The 25,271-nt window shown below is 48.3% G+C and carries 14 protein-coding genes; 13 read left to right on the top strand and 1 reads right to left on the bottom strand.

The genetic code is table 11. The features are described from left to right. Nucleotides 1–117 precede the first annotated feature (117 nt). From GO755_RS18390 to GO755_RS18350, 9 genes are all read left to right on the top strand, one after another. Nucleotides 118–732 (top strand): Uma2 family endonuclease, encoded by a 615-nt coding sequence (locus tag GO755_RS18390; RefSeq protein WP_157586682.1) that lies wholly within the window; start codon nt 118–120, stop codon nt 730–732. A 183-nt stretch (nt 733–915) separates the two neighbouring features. Next, nucleotides 916–1,527 (top strand): RNA polymerase sigma factor, encoded by a 612-nt coding sequence (locus GO755_RS18385; RefSeq protein WP_157586680.1) that lies wholly within the window; start codon nt 916–918, stop codon nt 1,525–1,527. 109 nt (nt 1,528–1,636) lie between these two features. Further along, on the top strand, nt 1,637–2,755 hold the full coding sequence (locus tag GO755_RS18380; RefSeq protein WP_157586678.1) for a FecR family protein: 1,119 nt from the start codon (nt 1,637–1,639) through the stop codon (nt 2,753–2,755). Between the two features lie 196 nt (nt 2,756–2,951). After that, a complete protein-coding gene (locus GO755_RS18375) occupies nt 2,952–6,383 on the top strand; it encodes a TonB-dependent receptor (protein WP_198174864.1) in 3,432 nt (1,143 codons plus the stop codon). A 20-nt stretch (nt 6,384–6,403) separates the two neighbouring features. Continuing rightward, entirely contained in the window at nt 6,404–8,134 is a 1,731-nt protein-coding gene (locus GO755_RS18370) for a RagB/SusD family nutrient uptake outer membrane protein (RefSeq protein WP_157586675.1), read from the top strand. A 133-nt stretch (nt 8,135–8,267) separates the two neighbouring features. Further along, nucleotides 8,268–9,236 (top strand): hypothetical protein, encoded by a 969-nt coding sequence (locus GO755_RS18365; protein ID WP_157586673.1) that lies wholly within the window; start codon nt 8,268–8,270, stop codon nt 9,234–9,236. Between the two features lie 246 nt (nt 9,237–9,482). Next, nucleotides 9,483–11,621 carry an outer membrane protein assembly factor BamB family protein gene (locus tag GO755_RS18360; RefSeq protein WP_227687001.1) on the top strand — a complete coding sequence of 713 codons (2,139 nt, stop codon included), beginning with the start codon at nt 9,483–9,485 and terminating at the stop codon, nt 11,619–11,621. Between the two features lie 196 nt (nt 11,622–11,817). Next, on the top strand, nt 11,818–13,134 hold the full coding sequence (locus tag GO755_RS18355; protein ID WP_157586866.1) for an enolase C-terminal domain-like protein: 1,317 nt from the start codon (nt 11,818–11,820) through the stop codon (nt 13,132–13,134). A gap of 37 nt (nt 13,135–13,171) precedes the next feature. Then, entirely contained in the window at nt 13,172–15,127 is a 1,956-nt protein-coding gene (locus GO755_RS18350; protein ID WP_227686993.1) for an SGNH/GDSL hydrolase family protein, read from the top strand. Nucleotides 15,128–15,148: 21 nt separating this feature from the next. Here the strand turns inward: GO755_RS18350 and GO755_RS18345 are convergent, their stop codons facing one another. Beyond that, nucleotides 15,149–17,077, bottom strand: a complete 1,929-nt coding sequence (locus GO755_RS18345) for a propionyl-CoA synthetase (RefSeq protein ID WP_157586669.1) — start codon at nt 17,075–17,077, stop codon at nt 15,149–15,151. 123 nt (nt 17,078–17,200) lie between these two features. Between GO755_RS18345 and GO755_RS18340 the strand changes: the two genes are divergently transcribed. The 4 genes from GO755_RS18340 (at nt 17,201) to GO755_RS18325 (ending at nt 25,144) form a co-directional block, all read left to right on the top strand. Further along, nucleotides 17,201–18,460 carry an MFS transporter gene (locus GO755_RS18340; RefSeq protein WP_157586668.1) on the top strand — a complete coding sequence of 420 codons (1,260 nt, stop codon included), beginning with the start codon at nt 17,201–17,203 and terminating at the stop codon, nt 18,458–18,460. 267 nt (nt 18,461–18,727) lie between these two features. Further along, nucleotides 18,728–20,224: an L-fucose/L-arabinose isomerase family protein gene (locus tag GO755_RS18335; protein WP_157586667.1), complete on the top strand. Its 1,497-nt coding sequence runs from the start codon at nt 18,728–18,730 to the stop codon at nt 20,222–20,224. A gap of 90 nt (nt 20,225–20,314) precedes the next feature. Continuing rightward, a complete protein-coding gene (locus GO755_RS18330; protein ID WP_157586666.1) occupies nt 20,315–23,515 on the top strand; it encodes a SusC/RagA family TonB-linked outer membrane protein in 3,201 nt (1,066 codons plus the stop codon). 192 nt (nt 23,516–23,707) lie between these two features. Further along, nucleotides 23,708–25,144, top strand: a complete 1,437-nt coding sequence (locus GO755_RS18325) for a RagB/SusD family nutrient uptake outer membrane protein (RefSeq protein ID WP_157586665.1) — start codon at nt 23,708–23,710, stop codon at nt 25,142–25,144. Nucleotides 25,145–25,271 lie beyond the last annotated feature (127 nt).

Genomic DNA, 25,271 nt, shown 5'->3' with positions numbered 1-25,271 from the left:
GAAACAGGTGAGTCTATCAATCAGGCGATAGATTCACCTGTTTCTGCATTTAGCCAAAATTGTCTTTTACCCGGCAAAATGCGTAGTATTGTCATTCAAACGTAATCAACGAAAGTCATGTCAGTAGCTGTTGCAACAGCACCGAATAAGCGGAGAAAATCAGGTGTACCATCGTATCTGATTTACGAAACGCTTAACGGACGCGCTCTGTATTACCGTGGTTACCGCGACGTAACAACAGGTAAAAAGACCCCCGCCGAAATTATGGGAAGTAGTTCATTACAAGCCATGTTAGTATCACTGATCCATGGCTTTCTATTCACACATATTGATAGAAAGCGGTACCTATTGGCCACCAATGAATCGGGCATTCACCTTGACAAAGGCAATAATCTGTCCAACGACATTGCTATTTTCGATAAGTCTATCGGCCTGACATTGACCGATAAGTATTTCAATGTGCCTCCAAAAATCGCTATTGAAGTGGACGTTCGCATTGAGCCCGAAGAGTTCTCTGGTAAGGAATCAGGCTACATGTACGAGAAAACCGAACGGCTTCTTGAATTCGGCGTTGAAACGGTTATCTGGATTATGACCCAGCCCAAAAAGATATTTGTTGCTACCCGCACCGCTCCCTGGCTAACGCAAAACTGGGATGCTACTGTACTGGTCATGGACGATGTTGTCCTGAATTTAGCTGCCTTACTGACCGAAGAAGGCATTGAGTTTTAACCTTCCTTCCACACAAGTCATAAAATTAGGGTACAATCGTTATCGCTTATACTGGTCGATAAATCTGGATTGGGCCAAACAATCGTAGATACTTGTGCCACGAATTCATTAAAAAACCACTAATAGATCAATATAAAATTATACTTGTGATCTTTACCTTTAGTAAACTCATAGTCTACTACTTTGGAAGGTTTTACGACAACTGGTTATCGGGATTTAGCTCCTCAAGAGCTATGGCAACGCTTTAAGGCCGGTGATGAACGGGCGCTGGGCGAGTTAGCGCGCAAGCACTATCCGAGCCTGTATAACTATGGTCTTCGCTTAACTACTGATTCTGAATTAGTTTGGGACACAATTCAGGATCTGTTTCTGGAGTTGTGGGATCGTCGGGAATCAGTGAGTGACGCCGTTTTCGTAAAAACATACCTCTTAAAAGCACTCCGCTACAAATTACTGAAAGTCCGGGGTCAGCATCCATCCATTCATCTTGATGAGTCTGAGCCTGTCAATATGCCATTTACCGGATCAATAGAAGAAGAAATTATTGATAATGAGTTGCATAGCGAACAGGCCCGTTTGTTACATCAGCTAATGGCGACCCTTACTAAGCGGCAGCAGGAAGTCTTATATCTACGCTTCTACCAGAACTTAGACAATAACGAAATTGCCCAGATTATGGGCATGGAACGCCAGAGCGTAGCTAATCTATTATACCGAACGTTTAAAGAACTTCGGAGCCAATGGTCACCTGATTTGCTTCTTTGTCTTCTGATGTTCGCCCTGTCGAAACGATAATTAATGAAAATTGCACTCTAGGCGAAAATATTTTTCCTTTTTTTTGAGTATTCATGAGCGGAGAATAGCACTATAGGACTAAAGGTAACAGTCTGCTATTTGCTCCAACATGAACTACAGGACTTACAACGCCGAAGATTTCCTATTCGACGAGTCATTTCGCCAGTGGACAAGTGGAACGTCTCCCCAGGCAACTACTTTCTGGGAGCAATGGCTAACACAAAATCCCGACCGAGCAGATATAGTCCGACAAGCCCAGGAGCTTGTTCGCGCTTTAAATGAGCACTATAGAGACGACGCAACCGATGCCCGGTTTACCAGTGAACTCAACCGACTCATGCAACTGGCCGCCGAACGTCGGGATGCAGAAGTAGAACCTCCAGTCATACCGCTGCAACAACCATCCTGGTGGCGCTGGGTGGCGGCAGCTTCCATTAGTATCGTGGTTGGTCTGGGAATCTGGTTCTATAGCAGCACACTTTTTCCAAAGGCAATCCCAGACTCATACGCTCATCTTACGAAGACAGCCCCAATTCCGCTTCAGGAAAAGGTCAATACGAGCAATCATACTATGAATGTTCTGCTCGGTGACGGTAGCCTTATTACGCTACGACCAAAGAGTCGCTTGAGTTACCCGAAACAGTTCTCCAAGACTAGTCGAACCGTTTACCTGAATGGAGAAGCATTTTTCGATGTGGTCAGAAATCCAGCCAAACCGTTCCTGATCTATGCCAATCAGACGGTAACTAAAGTTCTGGGGACCAGCTTTCTTGTTCGGGCTTTTGAAGAAGAAAAGGCGGTAACCGTGACCGTACGTACCGGACGGGTATCGGTATATACGAAGCAGGATTTTGAAAAAGCACAGAAGTCAGGCCTACGGCGAATAGAGGGAATCATTCTGACTCCTAACCAACAAATGACCTATAACCTGAACGATGGGCGTTTACAGAAAGCGTTAGTTGAGAAACCCACCGCTTTGATACCCGAATCGGTCAGTCATGAACAGGTGTTTGAAGACACGCCTGTTGCTAAGGTATTTGCGACAGTTGAGCAAACGTATGGAGTAAAGCTTATTTACAATGAGGGTGATTTGTCGGCTTGTCTGGTCAATCTCACCTTTCTGAATGAAAACCTGCTTGAGCGACTTGATATAATCTGCGAGACTATTGGAGCTTCGTATGAGGTGCTTGATGGTCAGATTGTTATCAATAGCAAAGGCTGTAAGTAACGCATTACCTAATTCCTAAACCCACCCTTTTACAAATCGCCTATGAAGAAGTAAGCCACTTTTTTACAAAAAAAGTCAGTGATGATTCCGGCATCACTGACTTCACTCACACCCTTGTTCGATACCCTCATCTAGGATGAGGCAGGGGGTTTTTTGTCCATTTCTAAATCCAAACAGTCAAAAAACAAGTAAAAGTATGAAAGAACTTCGACAACCGCTTAGCCTGTTGCGCAGCCTTATGAAATTTACTGTCTATCAGTTACTACTGGCGGCTATAATAGCCGGGCTGGCAGCGGCCCGCCCGGTTGAAGCACAGAAAGTCATGGATCAGCGCGTTACGCTCCGTGCTGATAACCTGACTTTAAAAACTGTGTTGAATCAGTTGGGACGTCAGGCCGATGTACGCTTTGCGTACCGGTCAACGCTTGTCCAATTGAACGACCGTGTATCGCTCAGCGCGACGAATCAACCCTTAGTCGACGTCCTCGATAATTTATTGAGGGCTCACCAACTCACCTATCAGGTAAAAGGGCGGCAGATCATTCTGAATCAGGAGCCTCCACCACCAATCATTGAAATACCTTACAATAACGATGCAGCCTCCACCGATCGGAATCTGTCAGGAACTGTTTCCGACGAAGCCAGCAACCCGCTCCCCGGTGTAAGTATTGTGGTTAAAGGCACCAATCGAGGTACGACAACCGATGCGAATGGCCAGTTTCGAATGACTTTGCTTACTGGCGACGACGTATTGGTTTTCAGCTTTGTGGGTTATCAATCTAAAGAAGTTACGGTAGGCAATCAAACATCCGTGAATGTCAGTTTAGCTGTCGACACCAAGAACCTTAACGAAGTAGTTGTTGTCGGTTATGGCACCCAAAAACGATCGGATCTGACAGGATCTATTTCCTCGGTAAAAGCCGAAGAGGTAAAGAGTTTGCCCGTTCGAAGTATCAACGAAGCGCTACAGGGCCGTGCAGCAGGTGTTCAGGTGACGCGTAATGACGGCTCACCCGGCGCAAGTTCTGATATTGTTATTCGGGGAGTTGGGTCCATTGGCGGTATGGCTCCGCTATACATTGTTGACGGTATCCGGATGGCATCGGGCAATAACTTCAACCTGCAGGATGTCGAATCCATCGAAATTCTGAAAGATGCCAGTGCTGCGGCAATTTATGGCGCTCAAGCCGCTGGTGGGGTCGTTCTGGTAACGACCAAACGAGGGGCTACTATGGACAAAATAAGCATCAATTTTAATGCATACTATGGCGTCAGGGAGCCCCTCCATCTGTATAAACTCCTGAATACGGCCGACTATTATACTGCTAAAACCGCCTTTGGTGTGGCAACGAACAGCTGGGGTGATCCAACTAAATTGCCTGACAATGATTGGGTGAACGATTTATTTACCCAGGGTATAGAGCAGAGTTATTCGCTCTCCTTATCGGGTGCTTCGGCCAAAAGTAATTATTACCTCTCGGCCAATTATCAGAAGGAAGGCGGTACACTTATCGACAACTATTTTGAGCGCTACGGACTTCGTTCCAACGCTGATTTTAAGGTAAACAAAAAGATCAAAGTAGGCGAAACGCTCTACGCCTGGATGACCAGCACCAATCCGACGGTAAGTACTACGTTCCCGTTCCGGTCAGCTCCGGTGGTTCCAGTGTATGACCCAACAAATATCTACGGCGGCTGGGCTAAAACAGGCAACTACTTTGGTGGACCGAACCTGGTAGGCCAGGAATACATGAATCACCAGTTGAACCAAACCTACGCGTTGGAGGGGAATGTTTATGCCGATTGGGAAATCATTCCGGGACTGAATTTCCGATCAACCGTTGGAGCGTCAATCTATGGCACGAAGAATTACAAATTCAATGAAGGCTATGATTATGGCATCGTTACCAATCACGTTGCAGCCCTGACCCGGGAAATTGATAATCAGGTCAACCTAACGGCCAACTTTGTATTGACTTACGCGAAAACAGTTGGCCAGCATGAATTTAAAGCATTAGCCGGGTACGAAGCCTACAAATCGAACCTAAGTTCGCTAATCGGATCAGCGCAGGGGTTTCCGTATGTAACGTATAATCTGGGCTTATCGACCAACCCAAGCAGCTACGTGACGAGTGGTGGTGAGTTGCCACAAACCCGGATTCTTTCTCAATTTGGACGGATCAACTACACCTACGCAGGCAAGTACCTGCTGACGGGTACGATTCGTCGGGATGGATCTGACCGCTTTGGTCCGACGAACAAATTTGGGGTGTTCCCATCGGCCTCAGTGGGCTGGAAACTGAATGAAGAAGCCTTTATTCGAGATAATCTCTCTTACGTAACGAACCTGAAGCTCCGTGCCAGCTACGGAAAATTGGGTAGCACCAGTAACATTCCTCAGTATACCTATCTGCCTTCATACGGTGGCAATAACGGTACAAATAGCCAGGGACTCGCCGATGGTAGTCGTGCCAAAGGGTATGCGCTTACGGCTCAGTTGGCCAACCAGAATATTAAGTGGGAATCTGTCCTTCAAACAGATATAGGATTGGATATTGGTTTGTTGAAAAACGCGCTGAACATCACTGTTGACTGGTACAACCGGCAGACTCAGGGTATGATTTATCAGGTTCCCGTAGCCTTATCGGCTGGTTTTGGTCCTTCATTCGTCTACACCAATATTGGCCAGATGAGTAACAAAGGGATTGAACTGGCAGTAGATTACCGCGGCAAAAAAGGCGCATTCACCTACGGTATTACAGCCAATACATCGTTCAACCGAAATTTGGTTAAACAGCTGGATGGTACGAACAATAATCCAATTACCGATGGATCTGCCGCTCTTGATCTTGACGGAAACGCGGCACGTACTGAAGTTGGACACCCACTGAGCCAGTTTTATGGCTATAAAGTAGACGGGATCTTCCAATCGGCTGCCGAAGTAGCTGCTTTAAATGAGAAAGCCCAACAAGCGGCTGGCTCAACCAGTGTTTATTATCAGAATGCAGGCACAGCTGCCGGTGATTTGCGCTTTCATGATACCAATGGAGATGGTCGAATTACGCTAGCTGATAAAACGTTTATTGGCAATCCCTGGCCCAAAATGACGTATGGATTTACACTAAATCTGGGCTGGAAAGGTCTTGAGTTAACTGCTCTGTTTCAGGGAGTTCAGGGAGTCGATGTGTATAACGGGACTAAATACTACAGAGAGTATTTTTATGGCGATTATAACACGACGAAGGATATTTTCAACTCTTCATTCTTCAACGGCAATGGGCTCACGAATCAGCCTCGGGTGGGTGCCACAAGTTCAACGGGTGTTTTTTCGCGTGACCCGAATGCCAACTATGGTCGTATTTCGGACTATTTCGTAGAGGATGGTTCATACCTGAAGCTGAGGAATTTACAGATTGGCTATACCATTCCCAATACACTCACGAAGTCCCTGAAAATCTCGAATCTGAAAGTGTATGTTCAGGCACAGAACCTGCTTACATTCACTAAATACAGTGGGCTAGATCCGGAAGTGTTGGGCGTAAACGGGACAACTGCCCGGGGAATTGACACCATCAATTCCTATCCACGCACCCGGCTTCTTTCGATGGGCATCAACATGAGTTTTTAACTTCCAACGCTATTCCGATCATGAACATATTCTTCAAATTATCGCTGTTTGCCTTACTGGTAGGCCTGGCCTCCTGCAAAGACAGTTTCGTCAATGTTGATAATCCAACGGCTATTTCGACGGCCAATTATCCTGCCACTGTAGCTGATCTTGAGCAGCTCCTTACGGGCGTATATGGTACGCAACATGCAACCGGTATTTTCGGCCGGGCAATGGGGCCTTATAGTACGTATTTATGGGATCACACGACCGATTTGAGCTGGCAGGGATCGCCCAACTGGATTCAGATGGGTCAGAACAATGCCTTACCCAGCGACGCTTTTTTATTACAAATCTGGCCGGATTTATGGCGGGGGGTTCAACGTAGTAATACCTTACTGGCTGGCGTTGATCGGGTTAGCAAAAATGCTTCGGCTACGGATTTAGTCGCCATTAACCTCATTAAAGGGCAGGCGCTTTACCTTCGGGCCTGGTATTATTATTACCTGACTACGTTTTGGGGGGAAAGCTTTATCGTAGGTGGTGCCGGTGGCGATAAGATGGGCGTACCCATTGTGACAACCGTTGCCGACAACCTGGCTGCTACTCAGATAGCTCGCTCCACCGTAAAGCAGAACTGGGATTTTATTATTAGCGATTTAAAAGCAGCCGAAACATTACTGGGAACCCAAACCTGGACGGCAGCTACCGATAAACACAAAGTTACAGGCTGGGGTGTGAAAGGATTCTTGGGGAAAGTTTACGTTTTCACCGAGGATTGGACGAATGCAAAAACGTATCTAAGCAGCGTAATTACCGGCAGTGGCAAGTCGCTGGTTTCGTTCGACATTTACAAAACCATGTTCAATGGACAGAACGAGTTCAACTCAGAATCAGTAGTCGAACTTAATCTGAATGTCGATTTGACCTATGGTGGCGTCGATTTATCGATGGGATCTATGATGGGCACTTTGCTTGCTCCTTCCTACGTCGGCGACACAGGCACACCCATTGCGTCAGCATGGTCGAACGTGTTTCCTCACGCCAAAAACATTGCTCGATTTGGCTTCAATCTGGGACATTACTTCCCTACGGGTACAACAAGCGCCAATATTGCGAATGTTGACAAGTCGTATATCACCAAATCGGTTGCGGCACGGGCCAATAAAACGGTTGACCCCCGGCTATGGGTAGCCTGTTTTCAGCCGTATGTCGATTCGATGGTTGTGGCGGGTGTGAAAAAGCCAATTTCTCATTACTTAGACGTCACTGAGATTGATATGGAAGCCTGGAGTTTCCGAAAATACATCAATCTGGCGGGTACGGAATTAGAGGTAAACCGGGCCAACGGCTCGAATATACTCTGGCTACGATTGGCCGATATATACCTGCTTTATGCCGAAACCCTGACCCATACGGGCGATAATGCAACGGCACTTGAATACATTAACAAAGTGCATCGACGTGCCTATGGGCTTCCCGTTGATTCCCCCTCGGCAGTTGACTATAAAAGCCTAACCGATGCGACTAAAGCGCCGGATGATGGCTTGAAAAGTAACCCACTCAGGTATGAGCGATGGGCGGAGTTTTTCGGAGAATTTAACTGGTGGGCCGACGTTTGCCGATGGAAAATTGGCCCTGCAGAAGCCGCTTACTATCAAAAAATCCGGGGCGGTACTATCCAGTTTGACCCGGCAACCGATTATGCCCAGCCCATTCCGATCAATGAGATCACGGCGAATGCCAATATGAAGCAAAATCCGGGATATTGATGCGATTGACCCCTCACCCCCGGCCCCTCTCCCAAAACAGGAGAGGGGTGAGGACCTGGCAATAGTTGCTCCCCTCTCCTGTTTTGGGAGAGGGGCCGGGGGTGAGGGGAAATCAGTAAAACAACTCCCACTCATGAAGCAGACACTCGTTATTCTCGGCGTACTATTTAGCCTAACCAGCGCCGTTGTTTTGGCACCGTTCCCGCAGGCGGATATCTCAAACGGGATCATTCAGGCGAAACTGTACTTGCCCGATCCGACACAGGGTTATTATCAGGGAGTACGTTTCGATTGGTCGGGTGTTTTCGCTAGCCTTGATTATAAAGGACATAGCTATTTCGGGCAGTGGTTCGAGAAATACGATCCGAAACTACACGATGCCATTAGCGGCCCGGTCGAAGAGTTTACACCTATTGGCTATGAAACCGCTAAACCGGGCGAAGATTTCCTGAAGATTGGAGTGGGCTCACTCCGAAAATCGGCTGATGAACCCTACCGTTTTAGTACGCCCTATGAAACGGTTAAGCTGGGGAAATGGAGCGTCAAAAAGGGGAAAGACGCTATTGAGTTTACCCACGAGTTAATCGATGCTGCGGGTTATTCCTACCGATACCGAAAAACGGTTCGGCTATTACCCAGAAAACCGACGCTGGTACTGGAGCATTCGTTGACGAATACGGGGGCCAAACCCATCGAAACGACGGTTTATGATCACAATTTTTATGTAATTGACAAGCAGCCAACTGGTCCCGATTTTTCGGTAACGTTTCCGTTTGCTTTACAAACCAAAGGAACACTCCGAGGCATGGGAACGCTGTTTGAGATACGTACGAATCAACTCACCTATCTCAAGGAACTTAGCAAAGGTGAAACCACGCATTGCTACCTGACCGGCTTCGGCGACACCGCCAAAGACTACGACATACGAATTGAAAACAAAAAAACAGGCGCTGGTGTGCGCATCACCTGCGATCAACCCATTGTGCAACTCGCTTATTGGTCAATGCCGGTCGCGGTTTGCCCGGAACCTTACATCCAGATAAAAGCCGAACCCGGCAAGGAATTCACCTGGAAAATCCAGTACGACTATTACGCTAAATAGGAAGGAATGATCAGGTTTTGTCAAGAGTACTAAAAATTGGGCAAGGATTGACAAGCTCTGACCATAAACCAAGTGTTTTTGTCATCCCGACAAAGGAGGGATCTCAAGCGTCAGGCAACTAGAGATCCCTCCTTTGTCGGGATGACAAATCTCCTCAAATAGAACCACTTACATGTCATTTCTTGTTTCATGAAAAATATTATTTATCTCGGATCAATTGGCTCATTGTGGTTATTGCTGGCTGCCATGTATCCGAATCAATCCGACATACATACCGACCCTACGGGAAATACAGACTGGGTTCATTACGGTGGGAATAAAGCCGGGAATCGGTATTCTCCTCTTACGCAAATCAACCTCGGCAACGTTAAAAATCTTCAGGTAGCTTGGACGTACAACGCAGCGAAGGTCGATGGGGAAACGGGGCGTCAACCCGAAATTCAATGCCAACCCATTGTTGTCAACGGCATTTTGTACGGCACGACACCTAAGTTGAAGCTGTTTGCGGTAAAGGCCAATACAGGCGAACAACTCTGGGTATTCGACCCTTATAAAGACAAAACCGCTCGTTTTAATCCAAATCGGGGCGTCATGTATTGGGAAGAAGACAATGGCGGATCGGACAAACGGATTCTGTTTACGGCTGGCCCAACCCTCTTCGCCATCAATGCGCTGACGGGTGAGCCGGTCACGCAATTTGGTAAAAATGGCGAAGTAGACTTACGGGAAGGTCTATTAAATGACCCGAACTATGATATCAAAAAGGTATCTGTTACCGTAACCAGTCCGGGCGTTATCCATAAAGATTTGCTGGTCATGGGCTGTACGGTCTCCGAATATGGGGATGCAGCACCGGGCCATGTCCGCGCCTTCGATGTGCGTACCGGCAAGATGCGCTGGATATTCCACACCATTCCACAACCTGGTGAGGCAGGCTACGAAACCTGGCCCAAAGATGCCTACCAGAAAATAGGTGGAGCCAACAACTGGGCAGGTATGGTGCTTGATGAAAAACGAGGTATGGTCTACTTGGGTACCGGTTCGCCAGCGGTTGATTTCTATGGCGGAAGTCGGGCTGGTCAAAATCTATATTCCGATTGTATTCTCGCCCTGAATGCCGAAACGGGCAAACTGAAATGGTATTATCAAACCGTCCATCACGATCTCTGGGACCGTGACCTACCCTGTCAACCCAATCTGGTTACCGTGAAGCACAACGGCAAACTAGTCGATGCGGTGGCGCAGTCCACGAAAGATGGCCTGGTGTATGTGCTTGACCGCGATACAGGGACTTCTCTCTTCCCGGTCGAAGAGCGGGCCGTTCCAACAACGGGTCTTCCGGGCGAACAGCCCTGGCCTAAACAGCGGGTTCCGTTAAAACCTGATCCCTTTGCCCGTCAGGTATTCACCGAAGCAGACATCACTGATCGCACACCCGAAGCGCACGCCTTTGTGAAAGAGCGATTCTTGAAAACACGCGCTGGTAATAAGTTTATGCCGCCAAGTCTGGAAGGGACACTATTTTTTGGAATCGGCGGTGGTGCAGAATGGGGTGGTAACGCAGCCGATCCAGACGGCATTCTATATCAGAATTCAAACGAAATGGTCTGGGATGTAAAGATGTTAAATATGGCAGAACGAACGGCGGAACTGGCCTCCAAAGGGAAATCACTCTATCAGACAAATTGTGCCGCCTGCCACGGTGCCGACCGAAAAGGGAGTGGTCAGACCTATCCCAGTCTGGTCGATATTGGGAAACGACTAACCGGTCAGGATATACAAGCCGTTCTAAAAACCGGGCGGGGACGGATGCCTTCATTCGAACATATTTCTGATCAGGATCGCAGCACCCTTATTCGGTTTTTGCTCAATACCGAAACCAAGGCTACTGAAACAGACGATCATCATAATGCTTCGGCTCCCGAAGCGGTGGCAGAGAAGCCCGTTTTTCCATATATACCTCCTTATATCAACAACGGCTATACAAAACTTCTGGACCCAGATGGTTATCCGGCCGTAAAACCGCCCTGGGGTACGCTCAATGCCATTAACTTGAACACGGGCGAATACCTGTGGAAAGTTCCACTGGGAGAGTTTCCCGAATTGACAAAAAAAGGAATTCCGAAAACTGGTACCGAAAACTACGGCGGTCCCATTGTTACAGCAGGTGGACTAGTCTTCATAGCGGCCACTTACGATGAACGAATCCGGGCTTTCGACCGAAAAACGGGCAAGGTTGTCTGGGAATATCAGCTCCCGGCGGGCGGTTTCGCGACACCGATTACCTACCAGGTTAATGGGAAACAATACATTGCCATTGCGGTCGGGGGCGTAAAAAATGGCCATAAGCCAGGCGGATCTTACTTCGCATTTGCGCTGCCCTGACCCATCCCTGTTTCCTGTTTGACGTCGCCTATTCCATGTTTAATAGGTTGGTAGATAGTAGTTCACATAACTAGGAGGCTTCAAACAGGAAACAGTGGCTAATCTAAATTTCTAATCCTTCAACGCTCAATTCATGAATACAAACCGTGAACCTCACGAAAAGCAACTCGATCATAACCGCCGTAGCACGCTAAAAATGTTAGGTATGGGCTCATCGGCCGGGCTTTTAAACCTGTTTGGTGGCCTGTCTACAGCCGAAGCTCGTGAACAACAGGGGAAGCCCAGCTATGCCGTCGGAACGGCACCCGTCAAGATCAAAAGCGTGAAAGCCATTGCTACGGCCCCCCAAGGTTCCAACCTTATTGTTGTCAAAGTTGAAACCACCGAGCCGGGTCTCTATGGCTTAGGCTGCGCTACGTTTACCCAACGGGCGGCCACTGTGATTGTAGCCATCAATACGTATCTGAATGAGTTTTGTGTCGGTAAGGACGTTGACAATATTGAAGATATGTGGCAGTCGACCTACGTTAGTTCGTACTGGCGCAATGGCCCTGTACTCAATAATGCGCTGAGCGGACTGGATCAGGCGTTGTGGGACATCAAAGGCAAACGGGCCAACATGCCGGTTTACCAGCTATTGGGCGGGAAAGCCCGTTTTGCCATTCCCTGCTACACACACGCAGGCGGCAACACCCCAGAAGCAGCCGCCGACAGCGTTAAGAAACTAATGGCCGATGGGTTCAAATACATTCGCATTCAGCAGGGCGGCTATGGAGCTGTGGGGGCTACTGCCGATAAACCCGACTTCAAAGTGGCCGGTTTTGGGGGCGAAACCGACAATTATATGAATGAGCGGCTATATTTGAAATCGGTCCCTAAAATGTTTGAAATCGTTCGGAAAGAGTGCGGGGAAGAAATTGAACTCTTGCATGATATTCACGAACGTGTGCAACCCATCGACGCGATCAACATGATCAAGCGGGTGGAAGAGTATCGGCCTTTCTTCATCGAAGATCCTTTCTCGCCCGAGAACATGAAGTGGTTCGCGCAACTCCGACAGGCTACGTCGGTACCTATCGCGATGGGTGAACTGTTCAACAACATTAATGAATTCAAGGAGCCAATGGTTAACCAATGGTTCGATTTTATTCGGATACACGTCTCGCAAATTGGCGGCATTACGCCAGCCATGAAAGTAGCCCGACTGGGCGAGTGGTTCAATATTCGCACGGCCTGGCACGGGCCAGGCGACGTATCACCCGTAGGTCACGCAGCGCATGCGCACATCGACCTGGCCGTGTGGAACTTCGGCATTCAGGAAGCGGTGCAGTTTTCAGACAAAACCAAAGAGGTGTTCAGTGGTTGCCCGACAATGAACAAAGGCTATATGTCGGTCAATGAAGTGCCGGGTTTGGGCGTTGATATTAACGAAAAAGAAGCGGCTAAATATCCCATTACGACCAAGTCTAACTGGCAGGTACGTAAAATGGACGGCACCATTATCAGACCATAAGAAAGCTAGCTTCATTACTTCAGCGGTTATTTATTTTATGAAAAAAACAGTAACGCCCCCTCCACCAATTGTCCAGCAAAAGCCCATTAGTAAAAAGCGCCTGCTGTTATTTAAAGGAATGGCGTTACTGTTTCCTTTTGTGCTACTGGCAGTTATAGAAGGTCTGCTCAGGCTATTCGGTTATGGCCACGATTTGCGCCTTTTTGTGGAAGACCCGAAACAAAAGGGCTTTCTGGTCATGAATCAGTACACGTCGGAGAAGTACTTTTCGGAAACCGAGAATGCTACGATTGGCAACTTCGAGCCATTTCAAAAACAAAAAGCCTATGGTACGTTCCGAATTTTTGTGCTGGGTGAATCAACAACGATTGGCTATCCGTACATGCACAATGGTTCCTTTCATCGCTGGTTGCAGTACCGGCTGATACACACTTTTCCGAATAAGGAATTTGAGATCATTAACCTGGCACTGACAGCCGTTAACACGTACACCGTCGCTGATTTTGCCAAACAACTAACTGATTACAAGCCTGATGCTGTATTGGTTTACACGGGCCATAATGAGTATTACGGAGCTTTGGGCATTGGTTCGACAAGTGGACTTGCTCATAATCCTACGCTGCTTCGATTATTAATCAAACTCCGGGAATATCGACTGGTACAGTTGCTCAGCAATACGATAAACGGGATTCGAAAAGTTGTTTCCGGTCAAAAAATCGATCTGCGCGAAAATCTCATGAAACGAATGGCGGCAGACCAACAGATTACGTATGGTTCAGCAACGTATCAGGCAGGCATCGATCAATTCAAGACGAATCTGAATGATCTTTGTCGGCAGTTGAGTGAGCAGCACATTCCGGTTTTCATTAGCAATCTGGTTAGTAATGAGAAAGATCTCAAGCCATTCATCAGTAGTCCGGGCAACGGAGCAACGTCAGCGCAGGCTCAGTATCAGCTAGCCAATCAGGCCTATGCGAAAGGCAATTTCAGCGACGCCAAAAAAGAATACGTGCGGGCTAAAGAGCTGGATATGTTGCGATTTCGGGCACCAGAAACGATGAACCAACTCATTCAGGAGGCAGCGACCAGCTACCCAGGTGTTACGTTGGTTGACACAAAACGTACCTTTGAAACTCATTCTCCTCACGGCATTTTGGGACAGGAAACCCTATTGGAACACGTCCATCCAAACCTGTTTGGCTACGCTCTCCTCTCCGATGCGTTTTATGAAGCCCTGAAAAAAAGTCGGCTCCTTCCTGATGATCGTGCGCATGAATTATCGTTCGCTGAGTTGCGACAACGTATGCCTATAACGGCTGTCGATTCACTCAAAGGTGTCTACGAAATGATGATTCTAAAGGAAGGTTGGCCATTCAATGTGCCCATGCCGCCCGAGGAAAAACGGCCTAAAACCGAAGAAGAACAATTGGCGGGGGCAATGGTCGTCAAGCAAATAGCATGGCCTGATGCCATGAATCGGTTGGTGAGTTATTATCTGACACAGAAGAATCTCGCCAAAGCGCTACAGGTAACCGAAGCCCAATTGCTGGAATATCCGTATAACACGGCTTTGTACGACCAGGCCGCTAAACTTAGTTTAACACTAAATGAAAGCGAGAATGCGATCACGTACCTGAAAAAGGCGTTCCGATTGGAGAATAGTTTCGAAAGGGCTCAGCCGTTATTCATTACGTTACTTAAACTGGACAGGCCCGAAGAAGCTCAGATTTATCTTCAATACGCGTCTGCTCACAACACAACTCAATTTAGCCTGAACGAACTACAATCATTTGTTGGTCAGTTAGTTGCCATCAAAAGTCAATATAATAAGGATACCACCAACGTAAATTTGAGTAATCAGTTGGCTGCGGGTTATCTCAAATTTGCGAATGCCGCTGCGGCCAATAAATACGTAGAAAAAAGCCTGCGAATCGATAGTCATAATGCGATGGCCCTACAATTGAAGAAACAGATTCAGGCTATTCAGCACTAATCGATTCGCCATCAGTAATTATCAGCGACTTGCTGAGGAATCCTCAAACGCCTGACCAATCGTTCTGTTGATTAGTATCTGACGAATTTCGTCCAGAATCAAGGGATCATCAATGGTGGCGGGTACGGCATAGGTTTCTCCATCGGCAATTTGCCGAAGAATTTTTCGTAGGATTTTTCCAGAACGGGTTTTCGGTAAGCGCTTCACTAACAGTGCATTTTTGAAATAAGCGACTGCGCCAATACGATTTCGGATCAGGGCAACCAGCTCAGTTTCGAGGGTGGCTTCGTCGGTTAGAACGCCATCTTTCAGCACGACAAATCCGACTGGCCGCTGACCGCGCAAAGGGCAGGCAATACCAACGACGGCGCATTCAGCTACAGCAGGGTGGCTACTTACCAGCTCTTCCATTTCGCCAGTCGAAAGTCGATGACCCGCTACGTTAATTACATCGTCGACACGTCCCATAATGAATACATAGCCATCCTCATCGACATAACCGCCATCGCCAGAAAGGTAGTAGCCGGGGAAGCGACTTAGATACGACGCCCGGAACCGTTCGTCATCGTTCCAGAGCGAGGGCAGGCAACCCGGCGGCAAGGGAAGTTTCAGGCAAACCAGACCCATTTCGTTAGGACCAAGCCGCTGGCCATCTTCGTCCAGAATCTGCAAATCGTATCCACAAACAGGTTTGGTGGCCGATCCAGGTTTAATGGGAAGCGGTTCAATACCCATCGAATTGGCTACCATTGGCCAGCCCGATTCGGTTTGCCACCAGTGGTCGATGACAGGTACTTTCACAATTTCCTGCAACCAGTTGAGCGTTGGTGGATCGCATCGCTCGCCTGCCACGAACACAGCCTGTAAAGTCGACAAATCGTATTGTCGACTGAATTGAGCATTGGGATCTTCTTTTTTGATGGCCCGAAATGAGGTGGGTGCCGTAAACAATACGTTAACCCGATACGTCTGTACTATCCGCCAGAATGTCCCAGCGTTGGGCGTGCGAACGGGTTTTCCCTCCAGAATAATCGACGTACAGCCGCGCAACAGGGGGCCATAAACGGAATAGCTATGCCCAACCGCCCAACCAAAATCAGATGCAGTGAACATGACCTGTCCCGGTTGCAAATTATAAATCGTACGCATGCTGTAATGGAGTGCTACAGCATGTCCGCCGTTATCCCGCACGATCCCCTTCGGCTTACCTGTTGTACCGGACGTATAGAGAATATAGAGCGGATCGGTGGCATCAACTTCAACACAATCAACGGATTGTGCTTCACTAACCAAATCTTGCCAGTCATGATCGCGACCTGACTTTAGGTCAGCATGGCACTGCGGTCGCTGGTAGATCAGGCAATGATCAGGCTGATGCGTTGCTTGTTGCAGGGCGTCGTCCAGCAGGGGTTTGTAAGGAATAACCGTAGTAAATTCAATACCGCAGGAAGCCGACAACACTATTTTCGGTTGGGTATCATCGATGCGGATGGCCAATTCGCGAGGAGCAAACCCGCCAAATACAACCGAATGAACCGCCCCTAATCGGGCGCAGGCCAGCATTGCGAATGCCGTTTCAGGAATCATCGGCATGTAAATTACCACGGTATCTCCCTTGCCAACGCCCAATGTCTGCAAAGCACCGGCCAGTTGCGCCACCTCATCACGTAGTTCGCGATACGTGAACTGACGAATTGTTTGGGTGACTGGCGAGTCGTAGATAAGTGCCGGCTGATCGGCCCGACCCGTTTCGACCTGGTAGTCAAGGGCGGCATAGCAGGTATTTAATCGCCCACCAGCAAACCAGCGGGTCAACCCGGCGGCATCGGTCGACAGAATCTGCTCTGGTGCGTTGAACCAGGGAATCTGGCGAGCCTGCTCAGCCCAGAATTCCTCAGGATGCGTCAGGCTATAATGGTAAATTTCATCGTAAGTCAAGGGCAGGTTCATGGCTGAAGTTCGTTTTAGCCTGTGAAATTATTTCTATTTGATTGAAAAAAAATACCATATCTATTGACTTTTCCATTCCTGTACTTATATCTTTGTACATCCTAACTTAGTGCGTTAAGTAGCATGAACAAAACTCTCCGCTGGCTGATTGTTTTCCTTCTCTTTATTGCCACAGGCCTAAGTTTTCTAGATCGGCAGGTACTATCGATTGCTATTATCAAGATTCAGCAGGAGTTCCATATCACTGATGTGCAATATGGTATGATCAACACCAGCTTCCTGATTAGCTATGCCCTGATGTTCACCCTTGGGGGATGGCTGATTGACCGGGTAGGCGGTAAACTTGGTCTAGCCATTTCGGTGGGGCTCTGGTCAATTGCCAACAGCCTGCATGCGGTAATGACTACCTTTTCGCAATTGCTGACCTTTCGGTTCTTCCTGGGTATGGGCGAAGGCGGCTGTTTTCCGGGAGCAGCCTGGACGGTTTACCGGTGGTTTGATAAGGAAGAACGAGCACTGGCAAATGGAATTGCGATTGGTGGCTCGGCCATTGGGGCAGTGGTTGCCCCTCCTCTAACCATTTGGTTATCTAGCAATTACGGCTGGCGTGGTGGCTTCCTGATCCCTGGCCTCATTGGTATTGCCTGGGTAATTGTCTGGTCACTAACGCCCTGGAAGAAAGAAAACATGGCGACTGTTGTTCAACCACAATCTGACGCTACTGAAACGGTTTCATTTCTGGAATTGCTCAAAAAACGGCCAACCTGGGTATTTATCATCATTCGCTTTCTGCTCGATCCGGTGTTCTACTTCATGATGTTCTGGATTCCAAAATACCTCAGTTCGGTACGTAATGTGTCCTTTGAAGAAATTGGCAAGTTGTTCTGGATACCCTTTCTCGCACTTGGAATCGCCAATATATTGGGTGGCTGGTTTTCGGGGCAGTTGATTGCCCATCAGTATTCGGTCAATAAAGCGCGGAAAACAGTGATGGGTATTGCGGCCTTGCTGACACTCTCGGCCCCTGCTATTTCCTGGGTGTCGACGGTAGACGTTGCCGTTGCACTAATGGCCGTCTTCATGTTTGCACATGGCTTCTGGATCACCAACTACATCACATCCATCTCGGATATGTTTGGACAAAAGGCAACCTCAACCATCGTTGGGCTATCTGGAACAGCCGGGGCTATTTCAAGCTTATTGCTCAATCCGCTTATGGGTGTGGTCATTCAGCGGTATTCGTACACACCGCTCTGGATTGCCTCTGGCTTACTTTATCCATTGGCCTTCATCTTACTTATCACATTGATTCCCAAGATAAAAGCATTGTCTTTGGGAGCGAAACAGGATTCTATAGATGCCATGGATTCTGTCATTTTGTAATGCACCTGGCTAATTGATTTGACGTAAATAAGGGCCTACTCGAAACCTATCAGCCCACTGCTTTAGCTGTGGGTTCCCATTCAACGGTTAATGGGATGGAGCCAATTCTGTATCAGCCCACCGCTAAAGCGGTGGGCTGATACAGGGTAATTCGGCGGTTTATTAGGTCAAATCAATTAACTAGGCGAGAAAACAGAGTGCCAACATTTGCTTATTTTTAACTTAGTGCACTAACCAAATCAATCAAAGACACCAACTCTAATTTATATGCAGAACCTATCACATAATGGAGTAGCAGAGGCCAGTCAGGCTGGATTCGTAAAACGAAAACCGACACGTGCCAGAATCGGGGTCTTTGGGGTAGGCTATTTCAAATACTGGGGACAATTCGATGGCTTACTAGACGATTTACTGCAAAAACAAGCCGTTTTCATCGAGAAAATCGAATCGCAACACGCCGTAGAGATCGTTGATTTTGGCCTCGTCGACGATGTAACGAAAGCCTATGAGCTTGTCCCGAAACTCAACGCGGCTAACCTGGATCTGATTTTCTGCGACATGCTCACCTATGCTACATCAAGTACGTTCGGTGTCATTATCAAAAGCATCGACATACCCATTGTCCTCGTGGCGCTTCAACCTGATAAGGCCATGAATTATAGTCAGGCATCAACTTATCTGCAATTGTACAACGATGACATCTGTGCCTTGCCGGAGTTTGCCGGGGTAGCCGTTCGGATGGGTAAAAAAGTGCCCCAGATGATCATCGGTACGTTGTACGACGATCCAGCTGCCGATGCAGAAATCAGCGAATATTGCCGGATTGCCGCCGTTCTGCATGATCTGAAGACGGCTAAAATTGGGCATATCGGTCACCCAATCGAGGCCATGCTCGATATGCATTCAGACTCTACAATGCTAACCGCTCATTTCGGTGCGCACATCGTTCAGTGTGAAGCGCACGAAATCGTTACTCAATATCATCAGGCAACCGAGGCCGAAATCGATGCTGTCAAAGAGCGCATTCTGGCATTTTTCGATACGCCCGACCCAGTCTCCGACCCCATCTCCGAAAAGCTACGCGACTCCGATCTGCACATTGCAGCTCAGGCGGCTGTAGCACTGGAAAATTTCATCAAAGCGAAAAAACTGGACGGTCTGGCCTATTACTACGACGGTCCAGAAGGCAGCGACACGCGGGTCGTTATGTCGAACCTGATTGTGGGCAATTCGCTGCTTCAGGGTGCCGGTTTTCCTATGTGTGGCGAGTCAGATTTGAAAACCTGTATTGCCATGCTCATCATGGAACGCCTGGGCATTGGGGGTAGTTTCGCCGAGTTTCACCCGGTCGATTTCAAGGAAGATTTTGTCCTGGTTGGACACGACGGCCCGCACAACATTGCGATTGCTGAAGGTCAGCCCGTATTGCGCAGCCTGAAAAAATACCACGGCAAACCGGGTTTTGGAGCAGGTGTCGAGTTCAAAATCAAGGAAGGCCCCATTACCATGCTGAGCATCAGTTCGACCTACGAAGGCAAAATGAAATTCATCATTGCCGAAGGTGAGTCGATTGCGGGGCCCATTCCTCCGACGGGCAATACGAACACACGCGGCTTTTTCAAACCCGATGTCCGAACGTTCCTGAAACGCTGGATCAAAGAAGGCCCAACTCACCATTTTGCTCTGGGCGTTGGCCACCATGCCGAAACGATCCAGAAGATTGCAGACTACCTAAAGATCGAATCCGTCATCATTAACGGGTAAACGCCACCATTTGGGGATTAGCCCCTCTCCCGTTCTGGGAGAGGGGGGAGACCTATAACACATAACTACTTAAACCTTAAATAATTAACCATGAATCATTTTTTATTCCATCGCTTGCGGCTCCTTGTCATTGGGAGTATGCTGAGCGTGTTGACAGTCGTTCATGTCGTATCCGCTCAATCGACTAAGGTGTTGGTAAGTGGTAAAATCACAGCTGAAGAAGACGAAGAAGCGCTGGTAGGTGCCACCGTTACGGAGAAAGGAACTACGAATGGCACCACGACGGATGTGAACGGAAGCTTCAAACTGAACGTAGCGCCTACTGCAACGCTGGTAGTTAGTTTTATTGGGTACGCTCCCCAGGAACTGTCCGTCAACAAACGATCTATCCTAAACGTCTCGCTAAAAACCGACCAGCAGCAATTGCAGGATGTGGTAGTTATTGGTTACGGTACCCAGCGCAAAAAAGATCTGACGGGTTCGATTGTCAACCTGACCAGCAAAGATCTGGTACCCGTTCCCTCAGCTACTAGTGTCGACCAGATGATGCAGGGTAAAGTAGCGGGTGTGCAGATTACCCAGACCTCAGGTGCACCGGGCGGCAACGTCAATGTTATTGTTCGGGGGATTAGCTCTATTACGGGCGGTAACTCGCCTTTGTACGTAGTCGATGGATACGCTATTGGTACGGGCGGTGGCGGCTCCGACCTGAGTACGTTTGCCTCCAATTCTTACTCGGCCAGTGGCATTGCCAGCAGTAGTTCGACGAACCGGATCAATCCATTGAGTATCATCAATCCCGCTGATATTGAGTCGATTCAGGTACTGAAAGATGCGTCGGCAACGGCCATTTATGGGTCGCGGGGATCGAATGGGGTTATTATTATTACTACTAAACGCGGTAAGTTGGGTAAGCCAACCATCAGTTTCGAACACTCTAGTGGTATGCAGGAGTTAGCTAGAAAAATGAAGCTCCTGACACCCCGTCAGTATGCCGAATTTGTGGCCGAAGGGCGCGATAATGCCTGGGTGTTTGCGGGTGGCAATGCCTCTGATCCCAATAGCGTTCGTAGTACGGCGACTCAGGTTAAACCTGAATTTCGCAACCCATCTCAATTTGCCGACCAAGGGTACGGTACCGATTGGCAGGATGTCATCTTCCGAAAGGGCATGGTGCACAATTATCAACTATCGGCCAGCGGGACTAGTAAAGATGTAAGCTACTACGTATCAGGTGGGTATTTCAACCAGACGGGCATCATCATTGGGTCAGACTTCAACAAATTTACGCTTCGTACCAACATCGATGCACAGCTTACCCCTAAGCTGAAAATTGGGGCCTCGTTTTCTGGTGCACATTCCTACGGTAATTTCGCTCGTGCCGAAGGGCACCTGCAATACCGGGGTTTAATCTCGGCCGCACTCGCCAGCGATCCAACGATTCCGGTGACTAATCCCGATGGCACACCTTATTCCGAATTCTCCAGTCCAACGGGTATTCCGGTCGAAAATCCATTAGTGATTGCCGCTGAATTTTCGGATAAACGTAACAATACCAACGTATTCACCAACAACTACCTGCAATTTGAACTGGCTCCGGGCCTGATTTTAAAGACTTCTGTTGGCGTGAATTATTCCAACAACGTAACACGCTTGTGGAAATCATCGAAGGTTGGTTTGGCGACCAGCCGGACTGGAGCAGCAACGGCGGGCTCGACTGAGATAAAAAGCCTGAACTGGCTGAATGAAAACACGATCAATTACCGGCATAAGTTTGGCGGTAAGCACGACCTCGATGCCTTGGCAGGTTATACTATCCAGAAGAATTCGGACGAAGTTTTGCAGGCAGGGGCGACCGGTTTCTCGACTGATTACGTGCCTTTTCTGGCCGCAGGTACGGTTTCGACCGGCACGAATTACATCAGCGAATGGGCAATCATGTCCTGGCTGGCACGGGTAAATTACACCTATGCAGGTAAATATCTTCTGACCGCTACCATTCGGCAGGATGGCAGTTCGCGCTTCGGGGCAAAGAATCGCTGGGGTACGTTTCCATCGCTGTCAGCCGCTTATCGTTTATCGGATGAGCCGTTCATGAAATCGGCTAGTTTTATCAGCGACCTGAAAATCAGAGCCAGTTTTGGTGTTTCAGGGAATAACCTGATTCCAAACTATGCTACGCAGGGTTTATTGGGTGTCGCTCGTACCGTATCGAACGGACAGATTGTATCGGGTATCGTACCGACCAGTTTAGCCAACGATCAACTAACCTGGGAACAGTCGGTACAGAGCAATGTGGGTATGGATTTATCTCTGTTCCAGAATCGGTTGTCGTTTACGGTCGATGCCTATCAGGCCTATAAGAAAAACCTGTTGCTGAACGTAACGCTACCGTCGGCTTCCGGCTTTGGTAGCTCGGTTCAGAATATTGGCGAGGTTGAAAATAAAGGGCTTGAACTGACAATTAACTCACAAAACATCGGCAAAGGCCCTTTCCAATGGAATACTGATTTTAACATCAGCTGGAACCGGAATAAGGTATTGTCACTCAACTCTGATGCGGCCCGAATTGTCACGTCCGATTATCAGGTAGCTCAAGTAGGCTCGCCAATTTCCAGCTTCCGATTGCTCAACATTCTGGGTATTTTCCAGACGCAGGAAGAAGTCAGTAAAAGCCCGCTACAAAATCCTCGAGTACAACCCGGCGACTATAAATATCAGGACGTAGATGGCAACGGCACAATCAATACGTCAGACAAAACCATCGTTGGCAGCCCCTGGCCAAAATTTACCTGGGGATTAGGCAATCGATTCAGCTACAAGAACTTCGCGTTGAGCGTCAGCCTGAATGGGACCTATGGGAATCAGATTTATTTCCAGGGTGGCGAAGTGAACCTAAACGATGCAGGTGTTCAGAACCAGTTAGCGTCGGTTGCCAATCGTTGGATATCGCCGGCTAGTCCGGGAGACGGACTGTATGGTCGGGCAATTCGGAACGACTATGCGTTTGGCTTCAGCGCCGGAACAACCAAGTATTTGTTCGACGGTTCGTTCACCCGCATTCGGGACGTCAATTTGTCCTACACCTTCCCAACCACCGTGGTTAGTAAACTGAAACTTCAGGCCCTTTCGCTCTACGCCGATGTAACGAACCTGTACACCTTCACCAAGTACCCTGGCTATGACCCAGAAGGCAGTACTGGGGGTGATAACCTGGCTAAAAGTGGCGTTGACTTTTTCTCGTACCCGAACCCACGGACCTATACGCTTGGGCTGCGTGTGACCTTTTAAGTAAATGCATTTTACCCCTCCCCAACCCCTCCCCTTGAAATAAGGGGAGGGGCTAACAAAGTCAGGGCGGCTTTTCTATCTCAAACTAAGAGTACTTGGAAATGGTCGAAACTGCTCCCCTCCCCTGAAACCAGGGGAGGGGCTGGGGGTGGGGTAAAAATCAACTCATTGATTAACTCCCCTTTAACTCTCATGAAAAAGAAATTATTAGCCATACTTTTCTTAACGGCCACTTTAACTTCCTGTCAGGATTTCCTGAACCTGAAACCCGCTTACCAAATCAGCGATCAGAGTTTTTATCAGAATCAGAATGATTTTGAAACGGCTTTGGTTGGCGTATACAGCACATTTCGGGGGCTATATAGTAGCAGCAATCTGATCTATCTGGCCGAGCTGACCACTGATAATACCGAAATTCAGTGGTCGTCGCCCTCTGCCGATGAAATGCAGCTGGATCAGAATGGGGTCACAGCTACGAACGCCTTTACAAGAGCGGTCTGGAGCACCTGTTTGTATACCATCTCGCAGTCCAGCAATATTCTGAACCGGATTGATGCAGTCAATTTTGATCAGACAGCCAAGAATCGAATTAAGGGTGAAGCGCAGTTTTTACGGGCGTCTAGTTATTTCTATCTGGTACGTCTGTTTGGCAATGTGCCCATCGCAACTCAGACGTTCACGAGCCCGGCTCAGGTAGCAGCAGCGGATTTAACGCTGAAGCCTAAGGAAGAGGTTTACAAGCAAATCCTGGCCGATTTGACTAGTGCCGAAACACTCTTACCCGCCACGCTTACGAGCGACAAAACCCGAGCTTCGCAGATGACAGTGAAAGCCTTATTGGGCAAGGTTTATCTGACTCAACTGAACTACGATCTGGCAGCCACGAAACTAAAAGAAGTGATCGACTCCAGGCAGTATTCGTTAGTAGCCGATTATAAAACGCTGTCAACCAACGGCAATACAAATCTGGCCGAGACGATTCTGGAAGTCGATTACCTGTCGGGGCAAACGCTGGGCAACAATTACTCGTCGTTGTTCACACCTGCCATCACCAGCATGGCCATCTTCCCCAACAATTCGCAGGGAGCCGGCCGCATTGTGCCAACACTGGATTTAACCAAAGCCTATGAAACCGGCGACGCCCGAAAAACGATCTCGGTTAGTGATTCGGTTTTGCTGATTGGTGGCAAGAAATCATATAGCCGTTACGGGCTGAAGTTCGTCGATTTTAAAGCCGTTGACCCCGGCGATGGCAGTGTTTCGTTCACCATTCTGCGCTTCGCCGACGTATTACTCATGTATGCTGAAGTGTTGAATGAACAAGGTAAAACCACGGATGCGCTGCCTTACATCAATCAGATACGTCAACGAGCTAAACTATCCGCTTTGTCTGCCCTCTCACAAGCCGACTTGCGACTGGCCCTTGAACGCGAACGGCGGGTAGAACTTCTATACGAAGGTCATCGTTGGTTCGATTTAATCCGAACCGGGCGGGCGCAAACGGTATTGAATGCCCACTATGCCAGTCAGAAACTTAATTTTTCAGTGCAGGATTTCGAACTGATATTCCCAATTCCGCAGGCCGAAATTGACCTAAACCCGGCTCTGAAGCAGAATCCGGGGTATTGATTATTGTATAGTTCACCTCACCCCAACCCCTCTCCTTGAAATAAGGAGAGGGGCAAATTGCCGGTAGTCACCCCTCTCCTGTTTTAGGAGAGGGGCTGGGGGTGAGGTAAACTCCCGACAAAACCTA

This window comes from Spirosoma arboris (assembly GCF_009754945.1).
Taxonomy (GTDB): domain Bacteria; phylum Bacteroidota; class Bacteroidia; order Cytophagales; family Spirosomataceae; genus Spirosoma; species Spirosoma arboris.
The sequence above is the reverse complement of the archived record's forward strand: the minus strand, read 5'-3'. Positions and strand labels throughout refer to the sequence as shown.

What these genes read in the sequence shown, in the direction of transcription:
- GO755_RS18390 (WP_157586682.1), top strand. Translation starts at nt 118, where the DNA reads ATGTCAGTAGCTGTTGCAACAGCACCGAATAAGCGGAGAAAATCAGGT.
- GO755_RS18380 (WP_157586678.1), top strand. Translation starts at nt 1,637, where the DNA reads ATGAACTACAGGACTTACAACGCCGAAGATTTCCTATTCGACGAGTCA.
- GO755_RS18375 (WP_198174864.1), top strand. Translation starts at nt 2,952, where the DNA reads ATGAAAGAACTTCGACAACCGCTTAGCCTGTTGCGCAGCCTTATGAAA.
- GO755_RS18370 (WP_157586675.1), top strand. Translation starts at nt 6,404, where the DNA reads ATGAACATATTCTTCAAATTATCGCTGTTTGCCTTACTGGTAGGCCTG.
- GO755_RS18365 (WP_157586673.1), top strand. Translation starts at nt 8,268, where the DNA reads ATGAAGCAGACACTCGTTATTCTCGGCGTACTATTTAGCCTAACCAGC.
- GO755_RS18360 (WP_227687001.1), top strand. Translation starts at nt 9,483, where the DNA reads ATGTATCCGAATCAATCCGACATACATACCGACCCTACGGGAAATACA.
- GO755_RS18355 (WP_157586866.1), top strand. Translation starts at nt 11,818, where the DNA reads ATGTTAGGTATGGGCTCATCGGCCGGGCTTTTAAACCTGTTTGGTGGC.
- GO755_RS18350 (WP_227686993.1), top strand. Translation starts at nt 13,172, where the DNA reads ATGAAAAAAACAGTAACGCCCCCTCCACCAATTGTCCAGCAAAAGCCC.
- GO755_RS18345 (WP_157586669.1), bottom strand. Translation starts at nt 17,077, where the DNA reads ATGAACCTGCCCTTGACTTACGATGAAATTTACCATTATAGCCTGACG.
- GO755_RS18340 (WP_157586668.1), top strand. Translation starts at nt 17,201, where the DNA reads ATGAACAAAACTCTCCGCTGGCTGATTGTTTTCCTTCTCTTTATTGCC.
- GO755_RS18335 (WP_157586667.1), top strand. Translation starts at nt 18,728, where the DNA reads ATGCAGAACCTATCACATAATGGAGTAGCAGAGGCCAGTCAGGCTGGA.
- GO755_RS18330 (WP_157586666.1), top strand. Translation starts at nt 20,315, where the DNA reads ATGAATCATTTTTTATTCCATCGCTTGCGGCTCCTTGTCATTGGGAGT.
- GO755_RS18325 (WP_157586665.1), top strand. Translation starts at nt 23,708, where the DNA reads ATGAAAAAGAAATTATTAGCCATACTTTTCTTAACGGCCACTTTAACT.